The 22,860-nt window shown below is 62.3% G+C and carries 24 protein-coding genes and 1 riboswitch; of the genes, 11 read left to right on the top strand and 13 right to left on the bottom strand.

The window, feature by feature from the left end; all coding sequences use genetic code 11:
- Nucleotides 1-5 precede the first annotated feature (5 nt).
- From AC3Z8Y_RS03385 to AC3Z8Y_RS03375, 3 genes are all read right to left on the bottom strand, one after another.
- The gene (locus AC3Z8Y_RS03385) at nt 6-1,937 is read right to left on the bottom strand and encodes a DUF1302 domain-containing protein (protein ID WP_490088457.1); all 1,932 of its coding nucleotides are present in this window, start codon (nt 1,935-1,937) and stop codon (nt 6-8) included.
- Between the two features lie 327 nt (nt 1,938-2,264).
- A complete protein-coding gene (locus AC3Z8Y_RS03380; protein WP_490088456.1) occupies nt 2,265-3,959 on the bottom strand; it encodes a fatty acid--CoA ligase in 1,695 nt (564 codons plus the stop codon).
- 97 nt (nt 3,960-4,056) lie between these two features.
- Nucleotides 4,057-4,686, bottom strand: a complete 630-nt coding sequence (locus tag AC3Z8Y_RS03375) for a LysE family translocator (protein ID WP_490088455.1) — start codon at nt 4,684-4,686, stop codon at nt 4,057-4,059.
- A gap of 99 nt (nt 4,687-4,785) precedes the next feature.
- Here AC3Z8Y_RS03375 and AC3Z8Y_RS03370 point away from each other — a divergent pair, with 99 nt between their 5' ends.
- The 3 genes from AC3Z8Y_RS03370 (at nt 4,786) to AC3Z8Y_RS03360 (ending at nt 7,625) form a co-directional block, all read left to right on the top strand.
- Nucleotides 4,786-5,751, top strand: coding sequence for a 2-hydroxyacid dehydrogenase (locus AC3Z8Y_RS03370; protein WP_490088454.1), 966 nt, complete (start codon nt 4,786-4,788; stop codon nt 5,749-5,751).
- Nucleotides 5,752-5,796: 45 nt separating this feature from the next.
- Nucleotides 5,797-6,795 carry a methyltransferase gene (locus AC3Z8Y_RS03365; RefSeq protein ID WP_490088453.1) on the top strand — a complete coding sequence of 333 codons (999 nt, stop codon included), beginning with the start codon at nt 5,797-5,799 and terminating at the stop codon, nt 6,793-6,795.
- 37 nt (nt 6,796-6,832) lie between these two features.
- Nucleotides 6,833-6,938: riboswitch (yybP-ykoY riboswitch) on the top strand.
- A 99-nt stretch (nt 6,939-7,037) separates the two neighbouring features.
- Nucleotides 7,038-7,625, top strand: coding sequence for a TMEM165/GDT1 family protein (locus tag AC3Z8Y_RS03360; RefSeq protein ID WP_490088452.1), 588 nt, complete (start codon nt 7,038-7,040; stop codon nt 7,623-7,625).
- Between the two features lie 22 nt (nt 7,626-7,647).
- On the opposite strand, the gene AC3Z8Y_RS03355 is transcribed toward AC3Z8Y_RS03360, so the two are convergent.
- From AC3Z8Y_RS03355 to AC3Z8Y_RS03340, 4 genes are all read right to left on the bottom strand, one after another.
- Nucleotides 7,648-8,493, bottom strand: coding sequence for a M48 family metallopeptidase (locus tag AC3Z8Y_RS03355; protein ID WP_490088451.1), 846 nt, complete (start codon nt 8,491-8,493; stop codon nt 7,648-7,650).
- A gap of 65 nt (nt 8,494-8,558) precedes the next feature.
- Nucleotides 8,559-9,179: an SOS response-associated peptidase gene (locus AC3Z8Y_RS03350; RefSeq protein WP_490088450.1), complete on the bottom strand. Its 621-nt coding sequence runs from the start codon at nt 9,177-9,179 to the stop codon at nt 8,559-8,561.
- A 13-nt stretch (nt 9,180-9,192) separates the two neighbouring features.
- Nucleotides 9,193-9,453: a putative signal transducing protein gene (locus AC3Z8Y_RS03345; RefSeq protein ID WP_181117188.1), complete on the bottom strand. Its 261-nt coding sequence runs from the start codon at nt 9,451-9,453 to the stop codon at nt 9,193-9,195.
- Entirely contained in the window at nt 9,453-9,635 is a 183-nt protein-coding gene (locus AC3Z8Y_RS03340) for a CPXCG motif-containing cysteine-rich protein (protein WP_490088449.1), read from the bottom strand. Before AC3Z8Y_RS03340 ends, AC3Z8Y_RS03345 begins: the two co-directional genes overlap by 1 nt.
- Before the next feature lie 74 nt (nt 9,636-9,709).
- Here AC3Z8Y_RS03340 and AC3Z8Y_RS03335 point away from each other — a divergent pair, with 74 nt between their 5' ends.
- Nucleotides 9,710-10,879: a 1-acyl-sn-glycerol-3-phosphate acyltransferase gene (locus AC3Z8Y_RS03335; RefSeq protein ID WP_490088448.1), complete on the top strand. Its 1,170-nt coding sequence runs from the start codon at nt 9,710-9,712 to the stop codon at nt 10,877-10,879.
- A 74-nt stretch (nt 10,880-10,953) separates the two neighbouring features.
- Complete coding sequence (locus AC3Z8Y_RS03330) at nt 10,954-11,160, top strand: hypothetical protein (RefSeq protein WP_490088447.1); 207 nt, start codon at nt 10,954-10,956, stop codon at nt 11,158-11,160.
- Between the two features lie 65 nt (nt 11,161-11,225).
- On the opposite strand, the gene AC3Z8Y_RS03325 is transcribed toward AC3Z8Y_RS03330, so the two are convergent.
- Entirely contained in the window at nt 11,226-11,810 is a 585-nt protein-coding gene (locus tag AC3Z8Y_RS03325) for a YajG family lipoprotein (protein ID WP_490088446.1), read from the bottom strand.
- A gap of 729 nt (nt 11,811-12,539) precedes the next feature.
- Between AC3Z8Y_RS03325 and mqo the strand changes: the two genes are divergently transcribed.
- Nucleotides 12,540-14,051, top strand: coding sequence for a malate dehydrogenase (quinone) (gene mqo / locus AC3Z8Y_RS03320; protein WP_490088445.1), 1,512 nt, complete (start codon nt 12,540-12,542; stop codon nt 14,049-14,051).
- A 67-nt stretch (nt 14,052-14,118) separates the two neighbouring features.
- On the opposite strand, the gene AC3Z8Y_RS03315 is transcribed toward mqo, so the two are convergent.
- From AC3Z8Y_RS03315 to AC3Z8Y_RS03305, 3 genes are all read right to left on the bottom strand, one after another.
- On the bottom strand, nt 14,119-14,409 hold the full coding sequence (locus tag AC3Z8Y_RS03315) for a PA4642 family protein (RefSeq protein ID WP_181121759.1): 291 nt from the start codon (nt 14,407-14,409) through the stop codon (nt 14,119-14,121).
- A gap of 61 nt (nt 14,410-14,470) precedes the next feature.
- Nucleotides 14,471-14,944 carry a hypothetical protein gene (locus tag AC3Z8Y_RS03310; protein ID WP_490088444.1) on the bottom strand — a complete coding sequence of 158 codons (474 nt, stop codon included), beginning with the start codon at nt 14,942-14,944 and terminating at the stop codon, nt 14,471-14,473.
- A 66-nt stretch (nt 14,945-15,010) separates the two neighbouring features.
- Nucleotides 15,011-15,568: a hypoxanthine-guanine phosphoribosyltransferase gene (locus AC3Z8Y_RS03305; protein WP_490088443.1), complete on the bottom strand. Its 558-nt coding sequence runs from the start codon at nt 15,566-15,568 to the stop codon at nt 15,011-15,013.
- Between the two features lie 152 nt (nt 15,569-15,720).
- Here AC3Z8Y_RS03305 and upp point away from each other — a divergent pair, with 152 nt between their 5' ends.
- Together upp and AC3Z8Y_RS03295 are read left to right on the top strand one after the other, a co-directional pair.
- Entirely contained in the window at nt 15,721-16,359 is a 639-nt protein-coding gene (gene upp, locus AC3Z8Y_RS03300; RefSeq protein WP_181117017.1) for a uracil phosphoribosyltransferase, read from the top strand.
- Between the two features lie 2 nt (nt 16,360-16,361).
- On the top strand, nt 16,362-17,600 hold the full coding sequence (locus tag AC3Z8Y_RS03295) for a uracil-xanthine permease family protein (protein ID WP_490088442.1): 1,239 nt from the start codon (nt 16,362-16,364) through the stop codon (nt 17,598-17,600).
- Nucleotides 17,601-17,662: 62 nt separating this feature from the next.
- Here the strand turns inward: AC3Z8Y_RS03295 and hemH are convergent, their stop codons facing one another.
- Together hemH and AC3Z8Y_RS03285 are read right to left on the bottom strand one after the other, a co-directional pair.
- Nucleotides 17,663-18,685, bottom strand: coding sequence for a ferrochelatase (gene hemH / locus AC3Z8Y_RS03290; RefSeq protein WP_490088441.1), 1,023 nt, complete (start codon nt 18,683-18,685; stop codon nt 17,663-17,665).
- 13 nt (nt 18,686-18,698) lie between these two features.
- Nucleotides 18,699-19,601 (bottom strand): TIGR01777 family oxidoreductase, encoded by a 903-nt coding sequence (locus tag AC3Z8Y_RS03285; RefSeq protein WP_490088440.1) that lies wholly within the window; start codon nt 19,599-19,601, stop codon nt 18,699-18,701.
- Nucleotides 19,602-19,802: 201 nt separating this feature from the next.
- Between AC3Z8Y_RS03285 and AC3Z8Y_RS03280 the strand changes: the two genes are divergently transcribed.
- From AC3Z8Y_RS03280 to AC3Z8Y_RS03270, 3 genes are all read left to right on the top strand, one after another.
- Nucleotides 19,803-20,789, top strand: coding sequence for an NAD(P)/FAD-dependent oxidoreductase (locus AC3Z8Y_RS03280; protein ID WP_490088439.1), 987 nt, complete (start codon nt 19,803-19,805; stop codon nt 20,787-20,789).
- A 111-nt stretch (nt 20,790-20,900) separates the two neighbouring features.
- Entirely contained in the window at nt 20,901-21,890 is a 990-nt protein-coding gene (locus AC3Z8Y_RS03275; protein ID WP_490088438.1) for a YbgA family protein, read from the top strand.
- Nucleotides 21,891-21,893: 3 nt separating this feature from the next.
- Complete coding sequence (locus AC3Z8Y_RS03270; RefSeq protein WP_490088437.1) at nt 21,894-22,841, top strand: MerR family transcriptional regulator; 948 nt, start codon at nt 21,894-21,896, stop codon at nt 22,839-22,841.
- The last annotated feature ends 19 nt before the right edge of the window (nt 22,842-22,860 follow it).

The raw sequence follows: 22,860 nt of genomic DNA, 5'->3' as shown, positions 1-22,860 counted from the left end.
CCCGGTCAGAAATTCACGCCGAAGCTCATGGCCACGAAGTCACGGTCATCCACGGTGCTGTACTTGCCGTCGAAGAAGTTGGTGTAGTACAGGCTGGCCGTGTAGGTATTGAGGTAGTCCGCATCGACGCCAATGCTGATGGCCTTGCGGCCTTCCTCGAAGTTGCCACCCGGGCCGGGCGAGTAACCGTCCACGTCATGGGACCAGGCCACGCTGGGCTTGAGGTTTACCCCGGCGATGGCGTTGTTGAAGTCCCAGATAGCCCGCATGCGGTAGCCCCAGGAATCGGTGGTGGTGAAACCGTCGTTCTCGCAATAGCGGCTCACGTTGTTCTGCGCGGCGCCCGCCAGGGTGCTGGCATTGAGCGCTTGGCATTGCCCGTTGGGCAGCGGCCCAGGGCCATAGCTGGGGTCGCGGCCATAGCGCAACTTGGAGGTACTTTCCAGGCCGCCCACATGGGTCCAACCCACCTCCCCTACCACCGTAAGCCGGTCGGCCCACATCACTTGGTCGAAGAAGTGGGTGAAGGTGGTCTGGAACTGGGTGATCTCCTTGCGCCGGTAGCCGGGCTGGTCGGTGCCTGGCGAGCCCTGCAGCTGTGAAACGTTGGGGTTGAGCGGCGACAGCCCCGAATAGAGGATGTCCGTGGTGTTGATCTGTACTGGTGCGTTCGGCCGGTAACTCAGTTCGCCGCTCCAGGTAGTGCCGGTGGGTAACGTGGTAGAGAAGCTGAGGCCATAGAGGTGGATGTCCTCGGGATACTCCACGTAATAACTGCCGTTGCCCGCCGCCACCACGGGCAGTAATGTTGAAACCAGCTGGTCAGCAACTGCCCCGGGAATACCCGAGTTGGTCAATGAGCCCAACAGGTTGGTGCGACTGTAGGCACTGGCCGATCCGCCGCGGCCACTGAACACAGGCAAGCGGCTGTGGTAATTCATGTAGTAGGCGCCGAATTCGGTGTCCAGCGGTTCGAAGTTGTAATGCATCGCCACGCCGAACTGGCCGCTGTCGCGCGCATCGCGATCGGGGTCCCGGCTTACCACTACACCTTCGTTGCTGAAGGTTACTCCTTGGTTGCTCAAGCTGTTCAGTATGGCCGACCGTGCTGCGGCTGGCAGGCCCCTGCCGGCCAGTGCGCCACTGAGCCCGCTGCTGGTGCGCAACACCGCCAGGTTGTTGTTGCAACCGTCGGCGATTACATCAGGCTGGGAGAAGAACGTGCCGCAGTTGTCGACCACGGTCTGGTCCCACTCCAGCTGGTAAAAGCCTTCGGCAGAAAGGTTGTCGGTAAGGTTCTGGGACAGGTAGAACATGTTGACCGGGATCAGGCCTTCCTTGATTTCGGAACCCGGCCGGCGGAAGGCGGACACATCCACCGGGTTGATGCTGTTGATGGAGTTGCCGATGAAGGTGCTCTCGCCCCAGTTAACGACCTGTTTGCCGAAGCGCACGCTGCCTGGCAAGTCGCCAATACTGTAATTGTGGTAGATGAACGCATCCAGCAGCTGGGCCCCGGAGGACTTCGCGCCCTCCTTGCGGCCCGAATCGCTGATGTCCTTGAAGCGCCGATCCTCGTCCTTCAGTTCGAAGTCGTACCAGTACTTGCCACGCAGGAACACCCCAGTGTCGCCGTACTTGAGTTCCAGGTCGTGGATGCCCTTGAAAATCTTCGAGAAGGTTTCGCCGCGCTTGAAGTTCAAGTGGCCATCGTCCGAAGTTTGCGACAAGCCATGGCCGCCGTTATTCACGCCGATGAGGTTCTTGTTCGGGCTGGCCGTGGACCAGCTCGAGCCAATGGACAGCGACGAATCGAACTGGCCTTCGATTTCACCAATGTTGAAACTTACCGCAAGCACCGGGGTGGCGAAGGTAGAGGCAAGGCTGACAGCCAGTGGCAGCCTGCCCCGTTGCCAGAGGGAACGGATCGGGTTCATCGACACTACTCCATTTACATTCTTGTTATTGGGAGCGGCCAAACGCGTGAGCGCTGGCGGCCGTGCGCATGACACACGGCCTCAAAGCCAGGCAGCAGCGACCGGTTCATCGAATCGCAAGGGCATGGCCCGAAGTCGACTATAGCCAGCCCAGCGAGGGTGCTCTTGCGGTGATGTATCACAATATTTACCAGTGATGGCGAAATGGGTGGCAACCGGCGTGTCGCGCAGCAGGTAGCGGCGCTTCCAAGCATGGCGCAAACGGTGCAATACGCAAGCCCGCCTGTGCGCTGAAGCGCTCTGGGGCGGGCATCGGAGAGGTGACGGCTAGAGCGGAATAATGGCCACGGCGCCGTCTTGCTGCCATTGCTTGATGTCAGCGCGGATACGCTTCTTGTCGAGTTTACCGACGCTGGTTTTGGGAATTTCCGCGACCACTGCCAAGTGGCCGGGAATCGCCCATTTGTTGATATGCCCCTGGGTGACGAACGGCAACAGGTGGCCTTTCAGGTCGGCCGCCAGGCCGGGGCTGCCCTGTGAATGGTCAGCCCGCGCTACCAGAAGCGCGAAGGGGCGCTCCCCCCACTGCGCATCCGGCATGCCCACCACCGCCACCTCTCGCACCCCGGGGTGCAGGGCAATGAGCGCTTCGAGCTCAAGGGAAGAAATCCACTCGCCACCGGTCTTGATCACGTCCTTGATGCGGTCGCGGATATCGATGATGCCGTGATGGTCCAGGGTGGCAACGTCCCCGGTATGCAGCCAGCCCCCTTCCCACAGCTCCGCGCCGCGCTCCGGTTCGTTCAGGTAGCCCATGCTCAACCAGGGCGCCCGGAGCACCAGTTCGCCCTGGCTTTCGCCGTCGGCAGGCAAAAAGGCGCCTTGGCTGTCCACCACCGCGGCTTCGACCAAGGGAACGGGCACGCCCGCCTTGAGCCGGAAGTTGGCCCGCGCGTCGTCGTCGGCGGCCATCAGTTCCTGGTCGAAATAGGCACAGGAAATCATCGGGCAGGTTTCTGACATGCCGTAGGCCGCGGTCAGCTGGATGCCCCGGGCCAAGGCGGCGTCATACAGCGCGCGGTTCAGCGCGCTGCCACCGATGATGATGCGCCAACCGGCAAAATCCTTCTCCCGGCCACGCTCACAGTTGAGCAGCATCTGCAGGATGGTGGGCACGCAGTGGGAAAAGGTTACCTTTTCCGTTTCCCACAGCCGCACCAGCATGTCCGGCTCATACCGCCCCGGGTACACCTGCTTGATGCCGAGCATGGTCGCCACATAAGGAACCCCCCAGGCGTGCACATGGAACATCGGGGTGATAGGCATGTACACATCATCGGTGCCCATCAGCCGCACGCAATCCACGCTGCCCAGCAAGGTGGACATCGACAGCGTGTGCAGTACCAACTGCCGGTGGGTGAAGTAAACGCCCTTGGGGTTACCCGTTGTACCGGTGGTGTAGAAGGTGGTGGCAACCGAGTTTTCGTCGAAGTCGGGGAAGTCATACACAGGGCTGGCCGCAGCGAGCAGTGTTTCGTATTCGCCCAACGATGCGGGAAGTTCCGGCTGCTGTTCGGGGGTATCGGTCAGCAGCACGGTATGCGCAACGGTGGTCAACTGCCCCGCCAAGGCTTGATAAAGCGGTGCGAAGTCCGCGTTCACCAGCACGTAGCGATCCTCGGCATGGTTCATGGTGTAGAGGATCTGTTCGGGGGACAGCCGTACGTTGATGGTATGCACCACGGCCCCGATCATGGGGATGGCGAACATGCACTCCAGGTAGCGGTGGCTGTCCCAATCCATCACGGCCACGGTATCGCCGGGCTTCACGCCTGCGTTCGTGAGCACATTGGCCAGCCGCGCGATGCGCTCGTTCAAGGTTTTGTAGCTGTAGCGCAGCTGGTCGCGGTACACGATTTCTCGAGCCTGTTCGTAGCGGCTGCCCGACATCAACAAGCGCTTGATCAGCAAGGGGAACGCGTAGGCGCCTGAAGCGGGGGGAATGATCCGGGTCTGCATCATCGGGTTCCTTCTTGGCAAGCGGAGTGGCCAGCAAGAAGCCTAGCAGCAAGCTCGCGGCCTGCCGGTTCGCTTTGCAGAACCGGCGCCGCGAAGGGGCTTACTTCATCTGAGTGAAGGCAATCTTCACCCCCAGGGCGATCAGCACCGCGCCCATGGCACGGTCGAACCAGTGGCCGATGCGGGCGAAGCCGGCGCGTACCCGCTCGTTGCTGAACAGCTTGGCAACCAGGCAGAACCACACTGCCGTTGCGATGGCCAGGTAAACCCCGTAGCCGGCCTGCACAAGCAGGGGCGTATGCGGGTTGATCACCACCGTGAACAGCGACAGGAAGAACAGCGTGGCCTTGGGGTTCAGCCCATTGGTCATGAAGCCGGCCACATAGGCATCCCGTGGCGAACGTACTTGCTGTTTTCTGTGCAGGTCATTGGGGCTTTCGCTGGCTGGCTTGGCCCGCAACGCCTTGAAGCCGATGTACAGCAGGTACGCCGCGGCCAGCCATTTCAGCACGTTGAACAGCATGATCGACTGCGAAACGATCAGCCCGATACCCAGCAACGAATACCCCACGTGAAGGAAGATCGCCGAGCCCACGCCCAAGGCTGTCCAGGTACCCGCACGGCGCCCATGGGTGACGCTTTCACGCACCACCACGGCGAAGTCCGGGCCGGGGCTCGCCACCGCCAACAGGTGAATGGCCGCCACCGCCAGAAACTCACTCCAATACATATCCAACCTCTAAGAGATGTAACAAACCGGTACAGCAGGTACCTTACCCCTTCGAATGCTACCCCGACAGATACAGTTGACCGCGAACAAGAGGGCCACATGACCACATCCCGCCGCGCCGTTTTTCTGGATTACAGCTCACTGGACCTGGGCGACCTGGACGCAACGCCCCTGCGCGACGCCTTCGAGAGCCTGGAACTGCATGAGCGCACCGCCCCGGATGAAGTGGCCAGGCGGTTGGCGCTGGCGGAGGTGGCCATTACCAACAAGGTTGTGATCGACGCCGCAGTGATAGCCCAATGCGCGAATCTTAAGCTGATTCTGGTATCGGCCACTGGCACCAACAACGTGGACCTGGCCGCTGCGGCCCAGCGCGGTATCACAGTGTGCAACTGCCAAGGCTACGGCACACCCTCAGTGGCCCAGCACACGATCATGCTGCTGCTCGCCTTGGCCACGCGGCTGGCGGATTACCAGCGGGCCGTGGCCGAGGGGCGCTGGCAGCGCTCAGCGCAGTTTTGCCTGCTCGATTATCCGATCATGGAGCTGGAGGGCAAAACCCTGGGATTGCTGGGCCACGGTGAGCTGGGCAGTGCCGTAGCGCGCCTTGCGGAGGCGTTCGGCATGCGCGTGCTGCTCGGGCAGTTGCCAGGCCGCCCCGAGCAGCCTGGCCGGTTGCCACTGGAGGAGCTGCTGCCCCAGGTGGATGCCCTCACCCTGCATTGCCCGCTCACTGAACACACCCGTAACCTGATCGGCGCGCCGCAGCTTGCCCTGCTCAAGCGAGGCGCGCTGCTGGTGAACACGGCACGCGGGGGTATCGTGAACGAGGAAGCACTGGCCGAGGCATTACGCAGCGGCCACCTGGGCGGTGCTGCCACTGATGTGCTTACGGTGGAGCCGCCGGTACAGGGCAACCCGTTGCTGGCACAGGACATACCACGGTTGATCGTTACACCTCACAGCGCGTGGGGCAGCCGTGAGGCTCGCCAGCGGATCATCGGGCAGATGAGCGAAAACGCACTTGGTTACTTTGCCGGCCAACCCCTGCGGGTAGTCGGCTAAACCGACGGGTCTGGTAAACTCCGCGTTTTTTGCCAGGAGTTCGCCATGGACCCGCGCAGTGAAGTGTTGCTTCGCCAGGCCCATCTGTTCGAGGGCCGGTTATTGTTGGCCGGTTTGCCTGCCGATGGGCTGCTAGGTGAGTTGCCGAACGCCTGTGGCTGGAGCTGGAACGCCGCCGATCACACCGCCTTGGCAGCACGCCACAGTGACCGGATGAGCTTCGGTGTGGCCCCGCCCGATGGTAACTTCGAGGCAGCGGTGCTGTTCTTGCCCAAGGCCCGGGACCTGGCCGCTTACGCCCTCGAGGCGCTGGCCAGCGGGCTGCACGGCCGTAGCCTGTTCCTGGTGGGCGAAAAACGCGGTGGTATCGAGGGTGCCGCACGGCAGCTCAGCACATTTGGCCGGGCCCGCAAACTGGACAGCGCCCGCCATTGCCAGCTGTGGCAGGTGGATATCGAGCACGCGCCCGCCAAGCCAGACCTGCACAGCCTTGGCCAGCGCTTCAGCCTGGACGTGGAAGGCGCGCGCCCACTGGAAGTGGTCAGCCTGCCCGGGGTGTTCAGCCATGGTCGGCTCGACCGCGGCACACGCCTGCTGCTTGGCCATCTGGAGGGGCTCAACCCTGCGCACCTGCTGGACTTCGGGTGTGGCGCTGGCGTGCTCGGCGCCGTGCTCAAGCGCCGCTACCCACAGGCGACGGTCACGCTGCTGGACGTGGACGCCTTTGCCATCGAGAGTGCCCGCCTGACCCTGGCCGCCAATGGCCTTGAGGGGCAGCTGATCTGCGCGGACGGTATCGACGCCGCCCCGTCAGGGCTGAGCGCGATCATCAGCAACCCGCCCTTCCATACCGGTGTGCACACCGACTACCGCGCCAGCGAGGCCTTGTTGCAACGCGCGGCCCGGCATTTGTCGTCCGGTGGCGAAATCCGGCTTGTGGCCAACAGTTTCTTGCGTTACCAGCCGTTGATCGAGGCCCACTTGCGCGAGTGCACCATCTTGGCCGAAGGCGACGGGTTCAAGGTTTACCACGCAATACGGTGATTCCGCGCTTGCGCTTGCCGGCCAGCGTAGGCAGAATCCGCTCCGTCCTAGGGGAGTAGTCTCCGCGAGCTCAGCTCACAGGCATGCGTCAACATACTTGGCCCTCAGGCCATGGCGCTGCGACCCCCGTGCCCACCTGCGGCACCGGCCGGTTTGACAAGACCTATGACACGTTCACCTCACCCGGGGCGGGAAGGTAGTACGTGTCATAGCCGTGTTGACCCGCCCCTGTAGGAAGCCTGATGCTCGAATCCCTGCTTGTCCCCACCGGTGTAGTGGCACTCGCCGAAATCGGTGACAAGACCCAACTGCTGGCGCTTATCCTCGCCGCACGTTTCCGCAAACCCTGGCCAATCATCGCCGGTATCGTTGCCGCCACCCTTGCCAACCATGCCGCTGCCGGTGCGGTAGGTGCCCTGGTCAGCAGTTACCTTTCCGAAACCATGCTGCACTGGATTCTCGCGGCCAGCTTCACGGCCACGGCGCTCTGGACGCTGGTACCCGACAAGATCGATGACGACGAAACCCGCACCGGCAAGGCCCATGGGGCGTTCGTGACCACGCTTATCGCGTTCTTTATCGCGGAAATCGGCGACAAGACCCAAGTAGCCACAGTCATGCTGGCCGCCCAGTATCCTCACTTGCTGCTGGTTATCGTGGGCACCACCCTGGGCATGCTGGCGGCGAACGTGCCGGTGGTACTGGCGGGCAACTTCGCCGCCGACAAGCTGCCCCTTACCCTGATTCGCCGCCTGGCGGCGCTGTCGTTCTTCGTGCTGGCGGCCTTCGCTGTGTACGAGGCCATGAAGGTGAGTGGCTGGGTGGGCTAAGCCGCCCCGCCACTTACTGGGCTTAGCCCTTCTTCGCTGCCTGGTACAGCGGCTGTACCTTGGGGATGGCCGCTTCCAGGGCCGCGATACGGTTGGCGCTGGAGGGGTGGGTGCTGGTGAATTCCGGCGGTGCGCTCCCCGCCTCGGCTGCGGTCATCTTCTTCCATAGCGAAATGGCCGCGTTTGGATCGAAGCCTGCCCTGGCGGCCAGTTCGAGGCCCAGCAGGTCCGCTTCGTTTTCATTGGCGCGGCTGTTGGGCAAGGTGAGGCTGTATTGCACCACGGTGTCGGCCAGCGCCAGGCTGTCCTGGCCCAGGCCCAGCAAGGCACCTGCGCCGGTCCTGGCCATTTCGATCCCGTAGGCCTTGGACATGGCTTCGCGGCCATGCTCGCGAAGGGCATGGGCAATTTCATGGCCCATCACTGCCGCCAGCTCATCATCGGTAAGCTTCAGCGTGTCGATGATCCCGGTGTATACGATGATCTTGCCGCCCGGGCCGCAGTTGGCGTTCAGCTCGTCGCTTTTGATCACGTTCACTTCCCAGCTCCACTGGGCCGAATCCGGCCGCAGCTTCGGCGCCTGGGCGATCAACCGGTCAGCGATGGCCTGCACCCGCTTCGCTTCGGCGCTGCCCTTTTCCAGTACACCTTTGCTGGACGCTTCGCTCAGCGTTTGCTGGTACGACTGGGCGTACATCTGGTTGACCTGCGCCGTGGACAGCATGCTGAACATGTACTGCTTGCGCTCTACACCCACGGCATCGCCGCTGGTGGTATTGACGGCCTGGCAGGCGGTGAGCAACAAACTGCTGCTCAGGGCCAAGGTAGCTAATGGCTTGCCGTATGGCTTGCCGATCGGATGGCGCATCGAAGGCTCCCCTGTGATTGTTGCAGGCGAGCAATGCTATCAGCTATGTATCAACCCTGACACGATCAAGCGGGCGTAAGGCATTCAGGCGCATTGAGCGCAGGGTCGTTCACCAGGTTGGCCAGTGGCCGCTCCATCAGGGCTGCGGGCGGCTGGGCCAATAGCGAGTGAAGCAGGGGCAACGGCGTATCAAGGTCGAGCCAGGCCGCCTGGCCCGCGGCATCGAGGATCAACGGCCTGCGCTGGTTGGCAGCCGCCTGAGTCACAATGGCCATACTTAGCCACACCTGTTCCTGCACCGGGAAAGCTTCCCAGATGGCTGCGAAATACAGGAACGAACCCTGCGCGGGTGTAAGCCAGTAGGGCCGCTTGCGCACATCGCCGCGCCACTCGTAAAAGCCATTGGCGGGGATCAGGCAACGGCGTGCCGCGAAGGCCTCACGAAACATCGGCTGTTCGGTGAGCGTTTCCGCCCGGGCATGGTTAGGCGTGCGAGACATGTCGGTAAGCCATGGCGGCGTAAGGCCCCAGCGTGCGGTGGCAAGCACTCGACCGGCATCGCCCTGGCGCTCGATCAGCACCCGCTGGCCGGGCGAAATATTCCACTGCGCCCTTTGTTCCGAAGGAAAGCCTGGCAACGCGGCAAAGGCCGAGCCCCAACGAAACAACGCATAACGACCACACATGGATAACTCCGGCTCAGCACAACAAACTACCCGGGTAACTGTCCGGCTCTTCAGCCGGTAGCACGAGGGCTGCATTGTACGCACCGATCAGCGCTCGTGCCTGCTCGGCCTGCGGGTCCTCGACCAACAGTGCCAACAGCCCAAGGGCGGGCAACTCACCTACACCCCCCACCAGATGGCGGCCGCTCAGATAGGCGTCTATACCCTCACTGGCGAGCATGCTCAACAGCATCTCCGCCTCCAGCAGGCTTTCAGGTTCGTAGATCCGCCGCATCATTCATTCTCGCCGTGTACTTCGAGCGACCAGTCCACGCCGTCGGTGTAAACGCTGAAGTTCAGCGGCCGGCAGCATGCGGGGCAGTCCTCGATATAGTGTTGGTCGCCACCGGACAGGTCGAGCACGGCTTCTACCGGCTCCCCGCAGCAAGGGCATTGATAACGCTCGGTTTCCAGCATCGGGCCACCTCTGCAAGTTATGCGTATAATGCAGCGTCTGTTTATAACCCTAGCCGTTTCCAACAAGAGAGCATATGGGCGAATTCGATACCATCCGGCCCTACGATGATTCCGAGGTGAAGGCCGTTCTCAAACGCCTGCTGGCGGACCCGGCCTTTCTCGACATCCTTACCCGTTTTCGCTTCCCGCGCTTCGCGGGGTCGCTCGGGTGGGCACTGCGACCGCTGATCGCTCGCAAGTTGCGCAACGAGTTCGCCGGTATCGAGAGCGTTGCCGCCTTGCAGGACAAGGTGGAGGTGTATGTCGATCACACCATCGAGCGCGCTACCGATGGCGTGACCTATACCGGGGTCGAGCAGCTCAAGCGCGGCAGCGCCTACCTGTTGCTGGCCAACCACCGCGACATCGTGATGGACCCAGCCTTCGTCAACTATGCGGTGTACCACGCCGGGTTGCCCACGCCGCGCATCGCCATCGGTGACAACCTGCTGCAAAAGCCGTTTGTCAGCGACCTCATGCGCCTGAACAAGAGCTTCATCGTGCACCGCTCGATCAGTGGGCGCCGTGAAAAGCTCGCGGCTTATCAGCTGCTGTCAGCGTATATCAACCATTCCATCCGCACCGATTGCCAATCCGTGTGGATCGCCCAGGCCGAGGGCCGCGCGAAGGATGGTGATGACCGTACGGATTCGGCCATCCTGAAGATGTTCCACATGAGCCGCAAGGACGAGCCGTTTGCGGACGTGGTTCGCTCGCTCAACCTTACACCCGTGTCGATCAGCTACGAATATGACCCGTGCGACCTGGCCAAGGCGCGGGAGCTGTATATCCGCGCAACCACCGGTGGCTACGTAAAGGCACCGGGCGAGGATGACGTCAGCATCGCGATGGGAATTACCGGCTACAAGGGCCGCGTGCACATCAATTTCTCTGCACCCATCACCGAGCTCTTCGCGGATGCGAGGCAGCTGGCGACTGAAATCGACCGCTGCGTGCTGGCGGGCTACCGCCTGTTCCCCGTGCATTATCTCGCCTATGCGCAATGGGAAGGCGCCGATCCAGCCCTGGCCGTGCCAACTGCTGCCAGCCTGTTCGCGGGAGAGGAGCTGGAAAAGGCACGTGCTGAATGGCAGCGCCGGTTGGAAGCCTGCCCTGCCGAGCACCGGCCATGGCTGGTCGCCCAGTACGCCTGCCCCGTGCGCAACCAGTACCGCGTGAAGGCCGGCCTGCCGCTCGACGCCTGACCTGTCATCACCCCGTCATACCGCTACGTCAGGCTGTGCGCCCACATTCCCCCGCACAGCTCGACGGAGCCCTCATGCTGCACGCGAACAATCAGGATCGCCTTTACCTCATCACTCCGAGCGACGAACAGGAAGCCCTGATCGACGGGCTGGCCGTCAACGTTCAGGATCAGGGCTGGCTGGTGTATTGCGCGCTGGGTGGGCACCAGCACGCCCACTGGCCGGATATTGACCCGGCCACCGGGATCAGCATGCTGGATTGGCACATCGAAGCGGCTTGATGCCCGCATCCGTCTGCGGCTTTGTAGAACCAACTCGCCGCTTCCTACAGGGGGAACGCTACCGCTTACTGCGACAGCTTCTGGCCGATGGTCGGGTCCTTGAACAGGCGGGTCAGGGCATCGCTGAGCACGTCGCTCACCAGCTTGGTATTGGTTTCCTGGTTCGGCGCCATGCCGAAGCGCTGATTCAGTGAGGCGCTGTAGCGACCGGTATAGCGGCCACTGGCGTTTTGCACGTCGGCGCGGAAGGTTGCGCTGATGGTCGCCTCGGTGACGTACATGTTGTCCTTGGGCGACTGGTACTTCAGGTCCGCCAGGGTCACGGTCAGCTGCGGTGCATTGTAGGCACTGGCGTTAGGCGTGAAGCCCAGCAGGCGTACGGCCGCTTCGGCCTGAGCCTGGAGCTTGGGCAACACATCGGCGCCATTGACCGACACCGCGCTGGTTTCCGGATACAGCCCACCCCGGGTGCCCAGCGTGGGCGAAGGACGGCCGTCCACCACCCGCACCACCACAGCCTGCCCCTGCCCTACCGGGGCCAGTTGCTCGGTGAGCTTGGGTTGCGGGTTGAGTTGCTGAGGGCTGTTGGCACAGCCAGCCAGCGCCAGAGCGGACGCGGCGATCAAACCGAACAACAGGCGTGGCAACATTCGTGTTCTCCAGAAATAAAGACGAAGCGGCAGTATAACGGAACCCCAATAGCTACTCACCCAGCATGCAGCGCGCCTGATCAAACACTTCATAAAAGCCGCCCTGGGCGAATGTTGTTCGGACATCGCGCAAGAATTGCCGGTTCCAGGCGCTTTTTTCCCAGTTAGGCCGCTATAATCTGGCCCCGATTATAAGGACGTCTCCTGATCGGGCCCTGCAGCCTTGCCGACCTACCGTGTCGTGCCCTGGCCGCGCCGACGGAGAGGCCTCCACCAGGCCAGCGGCGCGGTGTGCCTGCACCCCGTCGCCCGGCTCCGGGGCTTCGCCAATCTGGCTTCGCGGCGAACCTCGCTTTGAGGTTTACGACTCCAAAAGAGCGTGAAAAACAACGGTTTTCACAACTTCACGAGAGTGTGGCGAGCAAAAGAATGAATAACAGTGCGTCAGCAAGCAAAGCCTTAACGTTCCCGTTCCAGTCCTCGTACCGGGGTAGTACTTACCGGTGATCCTCTCCCGTCGTCGCAACCTCGACCATTGGTCTATTGCCCCTGAGCCGCACCCGTGCGTTCATGGAGCTACCATCGTCGGCAGGTATGCGTCGGCGCGAGCGCAGAAAAATCGGCCATGGCGTCGCCTTCATGCCCCTGCTTTTGCCAATTGGCGGCCGCAGCGGAGCAACCGGGGTGCCTGGCTGTCTATTTGATGCAGAAGATTTTGGAGATGCGTTAATGGCGCAGAACGAAGCAGTCGACGTGGTCCTGGTCGGGGCCGGCATCATGAGTGCTACCTTGGCGGTATTGCTCAAGGAGCTCGACCCCACGCTCCGGCTGGAAGTGGTCGAGGCAATGGACTCGGGCGCGGCCGAGAGTTCCAACCCCTGGAACAACGCCGGCACCGGGCATGCGGGGCTCTGTGAGCTCAATTACACCCCGCAGGCCGCAGATGGCTCGATCGACATCAAGAAAGCGGTGCAGATCAACACCCAGTTCGAGGTGTCCAAGCAGTTCTGGGCCTACCTCGCCGGCAAGGGTGCGATCAGCGCTCCCCGGGCGTTCATCAGCCCGGTCCCGCACCTTAGCTATGTCGCGGAAAGCGGCATTCCATTCCTGAAGAAGCGCTTCGAGAGCCTGAAGCCGCACCACGCCTTCGCCGAAATGGAATACACCGAAGACCACGCCAAGCTGGTGGAGTGGATGCCATTGATGATGGATGGTCGCCCCGCTACCGAGCGGCTGGCGGCTACCCGCGTGGCCAAGGGCACCGACGTAAACTTCGGCGCCCTGACCAACTTGCTGCTGGGGCACCTGGCCAACTCCGCCGATGCTCAGGTGAAGTATTCCAAGAAGGTCACCGGCCTGAGCCGTCGCAATGGTGGCTGGACGGTGGACGTGAAGGATGTACACAGCGGCCACACGCGCCAGATCGACGCCCGCTTCGTGTTCCTGGGTGCCGGCGGCGCCGCGCTGCCTCTGTTGCAGTTGTCGGGCATCGAGGAAAGCAAGGGCTTTGGCGGCTTCCCGGTGAGCGGTCAGTGGTTGCGCTGCGATAACCCGGAGATCGTCAACCGCCATCAGGCCAAGGTGTACAGCCAGGCCGCGGTGGGTTCGCCGCCGATGTCGGTTCCCCACCTCGATACGCGTGTAGTGGATGGCAAGAAGTCGCTGCTGTTCGGGCCTTATGCGGGCTTCACCACTAAGTTCCTGAAGCACGGCTCGTTGATGGACCTGCCCCTGTCGGTGCGCATGGGCAACATCGGCCCGATGCTGGCCGTCGCCCGCGACAACATGGACCTTACCCGCTACCTGGTAAGCGAAGTGATGCAGTCGATGGAGCAGCGTCTGGAATCCCTGCGCCGCTTCTATCCTGAAGCGCGTGCCGAGGACTGGCGGCTTGAGGTCGCGGGCCAGCGGGTACAGATCATCAAGAAAGACCCGAAAAAAGGCGGCGTGCTGCAGTTCGGCACCGAACTGGTTTCGGCGAAGGATGGCTCACTGGCCGCATTGCTGGGTGCTTCGCCTGGCGCCTCGGTCACGGTATCGATCATGCTGGAGTTGATCGAGCGCTGCTTCCCGGAGCAGTACCGTTCCGAAGCCTGGACTACAAAGCTCAAGGAAATTTTCCCGGCTCGGGAAAAGGAACTCGCCAGCAACGCCGAGCTGTATCGCGAAGTGTTCGACCACAACAACGCGAAGCTGGAACTGGTGTCGGCCAGTACGGCGAGCGGCGAGCGCTACGCCTGATCGCCGCATGACCTAGCCGTACCGCCCGGGCTTCAAGCCGGGCGGTGCAGGCTGACCCCACGCTTGTTCAGGCGTTGGCGGCTTTCTGAATGATCTCGATGTATTCCTGCGCGTTGCGCTGGTCGGCGATCTGCGCCACGAAATCCTGGCCATTGGCATCCCGGGCGTGCAGGTCGTAACCGGCTTCCACGAAAAAGCCCACAAACCGCTCGAAGTCATCGACGCGCAGCCCGCGGTAGGCTTTCACCAGCTTGTGCAACGAAGGCGGGGTATCGTCGGCAGGCTCTACACCGAGGAACAACTTGATCTGCTCATCACCGATCTCGTCGCCAATCACCTGCTTCTTGTCTTTACGCATTGCCTGTTCACCTTGTGGATAACCCGAGGGGCGCCAGTCTACTCCGCGGGCTTGCCACCACTCAACGCGCCTTCACGCTCCCCGTATGCACATCCGCCCACACATGCCCGTTGGGGTAGGTGAGAAACTGCACGTACACCTGATCGTTGCGCAGCATGTCCATCAGCACGCGGTACTGATTGAGCGGGTACGTCAGGGTAAGGGTAGTGTTCTCTTCATCGAACACAGGCCGCTTGAGGCTTTTGCTCTCGGCATCGAAGCTGATGATCACCTGGTTCAGCGAGGCGCCCTTGTTCAAGGGCTTGCCCTTGAGCCGGAGGGTGACAGGGGCGGTTACCGGGATGGGCTGCTGGTTGGACAGGCGCTGATTGCCCGCTACCAATGAATACTCGGTGACCTGAAGCAGTTGCTGCTGCTCGGGATCGCCGTCGCGCAAGCCTGGCTCATCGGGGGGAAGGTATTGACTGTGCTGAGGTGCCGCCGCGAGGGGCAGCGAGCAGGCAAGCAGTATGAGGGCTGGGAGGGCAAGGCGCATGGCAGGCTCCAGAACGGGCCTGCCACTGTAACACCATCACTTGCCAGCGGCGTGCGGGCGTCAGGCTTACAGGCCCTTCACCGCGTAGATGCCCGCCGCATTGCGCCAGTAACCCTTGTAGTCCATGCCATAACCAAAGATGAAACGGTCGATGCACGGCAGCCCGACAAAGTCGGCCTTCAGGTCTGGGCTGGCTTTGCGGTCGTGCTGCTTGTCGATCAATACGGCGGTGTGGACAGCCGTGGCACCGGCGTGGCGGCAGAAGTCCATGATCGCGCTCAGGGTGTGCCCTTCGTCGAGGATGTCGTCGATGATCAACACGTCGCGGTCGATGAACGAGATTTCCGGCTTGGCTTTCCAGAACAGATCGCCCCCGCGGGTTTCGTTGCGGTAGCGGGTGGCATGCAGGTAGCTGGCTTCCAGGGGGAAGTTCAGGTGCGTGAGCAGTTTGCCGGCGAAGATCAGACCGCCGTTCATCACGCAGAACACGACCGGGTTGCGGTCGGCCAGCTGTGCGCAGATCTGCTCGCCGACGCGGGCGATCGCAGCCTCCACCTCGGCATCGGTGTACAGGCAATCGGCCTCGCGCATGACTTGACGGATGTGCTCGAGATCAGCGGACATGGCGCTCTCCAGGGGGGTCCAGGTAAAAGGCGGCAAAGGTACGCATCCAGCCGGAACGAATCAAGCGTTTCTGGACTAACGTCCAGACATCGCGCTGTGGATAGATTAATCTACCGCGCATTTTTTCTGTCTGCCCCCGGAGATGTTTTCCTATGCCCATCCGCGAAATCCGCCATCCGTTGATCCGCCACAAGCTAGGCCTGATGCGCCGTGCCGATATCAGCACCAAGAATTTTCGCGAACTCGCACAGGAAGTAGGCGCGCTGCTGACCTATGAAGCCACGAAGGACCTGCCTTTGGAGAGCTACGAAATCGAAGGCTGGTGCGGCCCGGTGCAGGTTGAAAAGATCGCCGGCAAGAAAATCACCGTCGTGCCAATCCTCCGTGCCGGCATCGGCATGCTCGACGGCGTGCTCAGCCTGATCCCCGGCGCCAAGGTGAGCGCAGTGGGCGTGGCACGCAATGAGGAAACACTGCAAGCCCATACCTACCTCGAGAAACTGGTTACCGGTATCGAGTCCCGCCTGGCGATGATCATCGACCCGATGCTGGCCACCGGCAGTTCGATGGTCGCCACCATCGACCTGTTGAAGAAAGCAGGTTGCCGGGATATCCGCGCCATGGTGCTGGTGGCTGCGCCTGAAGGCATCGCCGCTGTGGAAAAAGCGCACCCCGATGTGCAGATCTACACCGCCTCGATCGACCAGAAGCTGAACGAGCACGGTTACATCATTCCGGGCCTGGGCGATGCCGGTGACAAGATCTTCGGCACCAAGCAAAAGGACGCTTGAACATGCAGGACGAGTTCAACGATCCGCTATGGCGGCAGGTGCTGTCGGGCGCTCAGATGCTGTTCGTCGCCTTTGGCGCGCTGGTGCTGATGCCGCTCATTACAGGCCTGGACCCTAACGTGGCACTGTTTACCGCTGGCATGGGCACCCTGCTGTTCCAAATGGTGACCGGCCGCCAGGTACCCGTGTTCCTGGCGTCGAGCTTTGCTTTCATTACCCCGATCATTCTCGCCAAGGGGCAATTCGGCCTGGCCGCGACCATGGGTGGGGTGATGGCTGCAGGCTTTGTGTACACCTTCCTTGGCCTGGCGGTGAAGATCAAAGGCACGGGCTTCATCGACCGCCTGTTGCCACCCGTGGTGATCGGCCCGGTGATCATCGCGATCGGCCTGGCCATGGCACCGATCGCGGCGAACATGGCGATGGGCAAGGCCGGCGATGGCACCGAACTGATCCCCTATGGCACTGCAATGTGGATTTCGATGCCGGCCTTGCTTACCACCTTGGTGGTGGCGGTCTTCGGCAAAGGCATCTTCCGCCTGGTGCCGATCATCGCCGGTGTACTGGTGGGCTTCGCGCTGGCCTTCTGGTTCGGTGTGGTGGATACCGCGCGCATCGCGGCCGCGCCGTGGTTCGGCCTGCCTCACTTCACCGCGCCGGAATTCAACCTGCAGGCGATTCTGTTCATCGTACCGGTCGCGCTGGCGCCAGCGATCGAGCACATCGGCGGGGTGATCGCAGTAGGCAGCGTGACGGGCCGTGACTACCTGCGCACGCCGGGGCTGCACCGCACCTTGCTGGGTGACGGTATTGCCACTACGGCGGCCGGCCTGTTCGGCGGCCCACCCAATACCACGTATGCGGAAGTTACCGGCGCGGTGATGCTGACGAAGAACTACAACCCCAAGATCATGACCTGGGCGGCGGTCTTTGCGATCAGCCTGGCATTTGTGGGTAAGTTCGGCGCACTGCTGGAAAGCATTCCGGTGCCGGTAATGGGCGGCATTCTGTGCTTGCTGTTCGGTTCCATTGCTGCCGTGGGCATGAACACGCTGATTCGCCACCAGGTGGACCTGAGCGAGGCCCGCAACCTGGTGATCGTGTCGGTCACGCTGGTGTTCGGCATTGGCGGTGTGCTGATCGGCACCGGCCCTGGCCCGAGCGACTTCGGCCTCAAGGGCATCGCCCTGTGCGCACTGGTGGCAATGGCCCTGAACCTGTTGCTGCCCAAACGGCAGTAAGGCCGCCATTGAGCGTGGTGTAAACCAACCGGGCAGCTGCGGGGGCTGCCCGGGGAACAGGGTCACACCGCCAAGGTTTCACACAGGGCGGTAAGCGCATCGGCCCACTGGGGGTTGTCGTTCAGGCACGGCACCAATACCAGCTCTTCACCTCCCGCCTCGCGGAACTGCTCCGCGCCACGTATGCCGATTTCCTCCAGTGTTTCGATGCAATCAGCCACGAACGCGGGGCACATCACCAGCAACCGCTTGACGCCTTTAGCCGCCAGTGCGTCAAGGCGTGCTTCGGTGTAGGGCTCGATCCATTTGTTCTTGCCCAGGCGGGACTGGAACGACACCGACCACTTGTCGTCGGGCAGGCCCATTCGTTCAGCAAAGGCCTGTGCGGTGCGAATGCACTGCCCGCGATAGCACACGGCCCGCTCGGCCGCCGATGCATTGCGGCAGCAGTCGGCATCCCGCAACGAGTGCTTGCTGCCCTTGGGCAATAGCTTGCGGATATGGCTTTCCGGTAGCCCATGGAAACTGAGCAGCAGGTGGTCGAAATCATGCTCCAGCCACGGCTGGGCGCTGGCCGCCAGGGCTTCGATGTAACTGGCCTGATCGTAGAACGGCGGTAGCACCTTGAGCTTGAGGTTCAAGCCCTCCCCTTTCACCACTTCGCGGGCACGCTCTACGGCCGTGGTGATGGTGCTGTCGGCAAATTGCGGATAAAGCGGTGCGAGGGTTACGGTTTCGATGCCACGCTGCGCCAGGTTTCTGAGCATGCCATCGATTGACGGCTGGCCGTAGCGCATCGCGATTTCCACCGGGCCGTGCGCCCAGCGGGTAGCCACCTGTGCCTGCAATCGACGGGTCAGCTCTACCAGCGGCGAGCCCTGATCCCACCAGATTGACCCATAGGCGTGCGCGGACTGTTCCGGCCGCTTGATCAGGATAAGCGACACCAGCAACCGACGCAGGGGCCAGGGTATATCGATCACGTAGGGGTCCATCAGAAACTGGTTGAGGTAGCGTCGCACCGCTTCCACATCCGGCGAGTCGGGCGAGCCCAGGTTGATAAGCAGCAAGGCGTGATTGGTCATGCAAGGTCCTGGTTCATGGGCGATGGAGCAGATCATCCAGCGCGCTTTGCACATCATGGAAAGCAAACGTGAAACCGGCTTCTTCCAGCCGCAACGGCCTGGCCCGTTGCCCGCCCAGCAGTAACCCGGACAGCTCGCCAAGGCAGGCTCGCAGCACTACCGCCGGCAGAGGCAATACAGCGGGGCGGTGCAGGGCTTTGCCCAGCCGCCGCGCGAATTCCCGATTGCGCACCGGCCGTGGGGCGCAGGCATTATAAGGACCGCTGGCCGCTTCGTTGTTCAACAAAAAATCAATGAGCGCGATTTGGTCGGCGATGTGCACCCAGGGCATCCACTGGCGCCCGCTGCCTACCGGCCCGCCGAGGCCAAGGCGGAACGGTTTGAGCAAGTGAGCGAGCATGCCGCCCTCCGCGCTCAATACCAACCCTGTACGCAGCAGCACCACGCGCAAGCCCAGGGCTTCGGCGCGCTGGGCGGTTTCTTCCCATGCGATGCACAGCTGGCTGGCAAAATCTTCGTTTACAGGGGGCGAGAACTCGTCCAGCTGGCGCTCACCACCGTCGCCATACCATCCCACCGCAGATCCTGAAATCAATACGTTGGGCCGCTGCGGCTGCACATCAATCCACGCCAGCAATTGCTCGGTGAGTGCGATGCGGCTGGCCCACAATACGCTGCGACGGTGGCGGGTCCAGGGACGCTGCGCAATGGGCGCGCCCGCGAGGTTGATCACTGCGTCCACCGGCTCGCTGCGCAGCTCTTCCAGCGCCCCCACACCCCTCACGCCGGGCCCACACTGTTGGGGAACACGCTCCGGATGGCGGCTCCACACTGTGATGCGGTGCCCTTGGCCAGCCCAATGGCGGCACAGGCGGGACCCGATCAAGCCGGTACCGCCGGTCAGCAAGATATGCATGGCGCGTTTCTCCTTGAGGCCTACCCCAGCTGCAGCTGGTCTATTTTTGTTCGAGCAAGGCACTAATTACCCAGGTTGATCTCAGAATAACCATAGGACGACCAGAGAGAAGACTATCGACTAGTACTTATACTCGTTTTGGCGATTGTACAGGCTTTGACCTGCAGAGCCTGGCAATCGGAAACCAGTACAGAGGGCACTATGACCGTACCAATCGCAATCATCGGCGCTGGCATCGCCGGGCTTTCCGCGGCCGGGGCACTGGTGGCGGCCGGACAGCGCGTTCACCTCTTCGAAAAAAGCAAAGGCCCGGGCGGGCGCATGGCGAGCAAGCGCAGCGATGCCGGCTCGCTGGACATGGGCGCCCAGTATTTCACCGCGCGCGATCGGCGCTTCGTTGCACAGCTTCAACAATGGCAGGCTCAGGGCTGCGTAGCTGAATGGGCGCCTACGCTGTATCAATCCCGCGGCGGCCAGTTGAGCCCGTCGCCCGATGAGCAGACTCGCTGGGTGGGAGTGCCGCGCATGAGTGCCCTGACCCGCGCGATGATCGACGACTTCCCTGCTGTTTACAGCTGCCGAGTGACCGAGGTCTTCCGCGGCAAGCATTACTGGCATTTGCTTGATGCAGAAGGCGCCAGCCACGGGCCGTTCAGCCATGTGGTCTGCGCGGTTCCTGCGCCACAGGCGGCGGCCCTGCTGTCTGCGGCGCCCAAGCTGGCCGCCGTTGCAGCGGGCGTGAAAATGGACCCCACCTGGGCTGTGGCGCTGGGCTTTGACACGCCTCTGGACACCCGGCTCCAGGGGTGCTTCGTGCAGGACAGCCCCTTGGACTGGCTGGCCCGTGATCGCAGCAAACCAGGCCGTGAGAGCGACCTAGACACCTGGGTATTGCATGCCACCAGTGAGTGGAGCCGGCAACACATCGACTTGAGTCGCGAAGCGGTGGTAGAGCACCTGCACGGTGCATTTGCCGAGCTCATCGGCTGTGCGGTGCCGGCGCCGAGTTTCTCGTTGGCGCATCGGTGGCTGTACGCACGCCCAGCAAGCAGCCATGAATGGGGCGCGCTCGCCGATGCCGACCTAGGCCTGTATATCTGCGGCGACTGGTGCCTTTCCGGGCGGGTGGAGGGCGCATGGCTCAGCGGGCAGGAGGCCGCCAGGCGTTTGCTGGAGCACCTTGAATAACCTTGCCCACTGCTATGTGAAAGGCGCCTTTCATTGACATCCTTCCCGGGGAACCTATGATCAGGCTACTGTACAAAGTCAGTAGCCTGTATAACTTATTTCGAGGGTGCCATGCGGGGATCCACCTCCACTGATTTTCCAGACTTGCCTGAGGGCTTTCGCCCCAAGCTTGGAATCAGCGCGTGCCTGCTCGGCGAAGAAGTCCGCTACAACGGTGGTCACAAGCTGTCGCGCTACTGCACCCAAGTGCTCGGCGAGTATGTTGATTTCATCCCTGTCTGCCCCGAGGTTGCCGTAGGGCTGGGCACCCCTCGCGAACCCATCCGCCTGGTAGGCAGCGCTGCCGAACCCAGGGCCGTCGGCACTGTTCATTCCGAACTGGACGTAACCGAGCCGCTTGCCCGGTACGGCGAACAGATGGCCGATACCCTTGGAGAAATTTGCGGCTATATCTTCATGCACAAGTCCCCTTCCTGTGGGCTGGAGCGCGTAAAGGTGTACGCAGAGAGCGGCGTGCCGGTACCGGAAGGCGGGCGCGGCCTTTACGCTCAGGCGTTTTGCGCGAAGCGCCCCGATTTACCCGTGGAAGAAGACGGCCGCCTGTGCGATCCGGTATTGCGGGAAAATTTTCTTGTACGGGTATACGCCTATGCTCATTGGCAATACCTGCTCGCCCAGGGTTTGAACAAGGGCCGGCTGCTCGCCTTCCATGCCCGTTACAAGTACCAGTTGATGGCGAACCATCCTCAACAGTACAAGGCCCTTGGGCACTTGCTGGGTAGCATGGGCCGTACTGACGTTGACGAGATCGCGGGGCGCTACTTCAGCCAGTTGATGATGGCCCTGCGGCGGTGTGCAACCCGAGGCACGCATACCAACGTGCTTCAGCATATCGCCGGTTACTTGCGTACATCACTTGATGGCGCTGGCCGGCAGGAAGTGCAAGCACTGATCGATCAGTACCGTGAAGGTGTCGTTCCCCTGGTGGTACCGCTCACGCTGCTAAAGCATCTGTTCCGGCTTCATCCGCACCCCTATATTGCCGAGCAGGTTTACCTGCAACCACACCCTGAAAAGTTGAGCCTGCGCAATGCGATCTGACCTATGAACGCGCTTCCGGAACCGCACCACGGCGATGACCCGCTCGACGAACCACTGCCAGAAAACGCAGCCGCCCAGGGTTGGTTGCCCATTCGCGAAGTCGCCCGCCGAACCGGCGTGAACCCCGTCACCCTGCGTGCCTGGGAGCGCCGCTATGGCTTGATCGTGCCGCAGCGAACCCCCAAGGGGCATCGGCTGTATTCCCCCGAGCATCTGGAGCGCATTCAGAAGGTCATTACCTGGCTGAACCGCGGGGTTTCGGTAAGCCAGGTCAAAGCGCTGCTAGATGCGCCGGAACAGCGGTTACAGGCGCCGGCGCTGAGCGACTGGTTGCCCCTGCGCGAAAGCCTGGCCCAGGCCATCGCCGAGCTGGCGGAGCGTCGCCTCGATGATCAGGTGAACCAGGCCATGGCGCTTTACCCGCCTTCAACCGTGTGCGAACGCCTGCTGTTGCCACTGCTTGGCGACCTTCACGTACGTTGGCAGCAGCAGTTCGGGGCACACCTGGAGCGTGCCTTTTTTCATGGCTGGTTGCGCAGCAAGCTGGGCACTCGGTTGTACCACAATAATCGCCAGCTGCAGGGCCCGCCGCTGTTGCTGGTCAAGCACAGCGACATCCCGTTCGACCCGGAGTTGTGGCTGACCGCCTGGCTTGCCAGCAGTGCAGATTGCCCGGTCGAAGTGCTGGATTGGTCCCTGCCGGCCAGCGAACTGTTGCTCGCCGTGGAACGCTTTTCTGCGCGGGGGCTGGTGCTGTATGCAAGCCGCCCGGTGCACCTGGATGCGCTGGCCCGTCAATTGGCGAACTGCCCCTGCCCGATCATGTTGGCCGGCCCTGCGGCGGTGATCCACGGCGAAGCCTTGCGCGAGCGCACAGACCTCGCCCGGCTGCTGCTGGCCGGTAACCCGGTAGCCGCGCAATCGGCCCTGCGCCAGAACCGCCTGATCTAGGCCTTCATCCAAGGATTTC

Source organism: Pseudomonas sp. 3MAES_34.3B (genome assembly GCF_058145875.1).
This window is presented reverse-complemented; position numbering and strand designations above follow the sequence as displayed.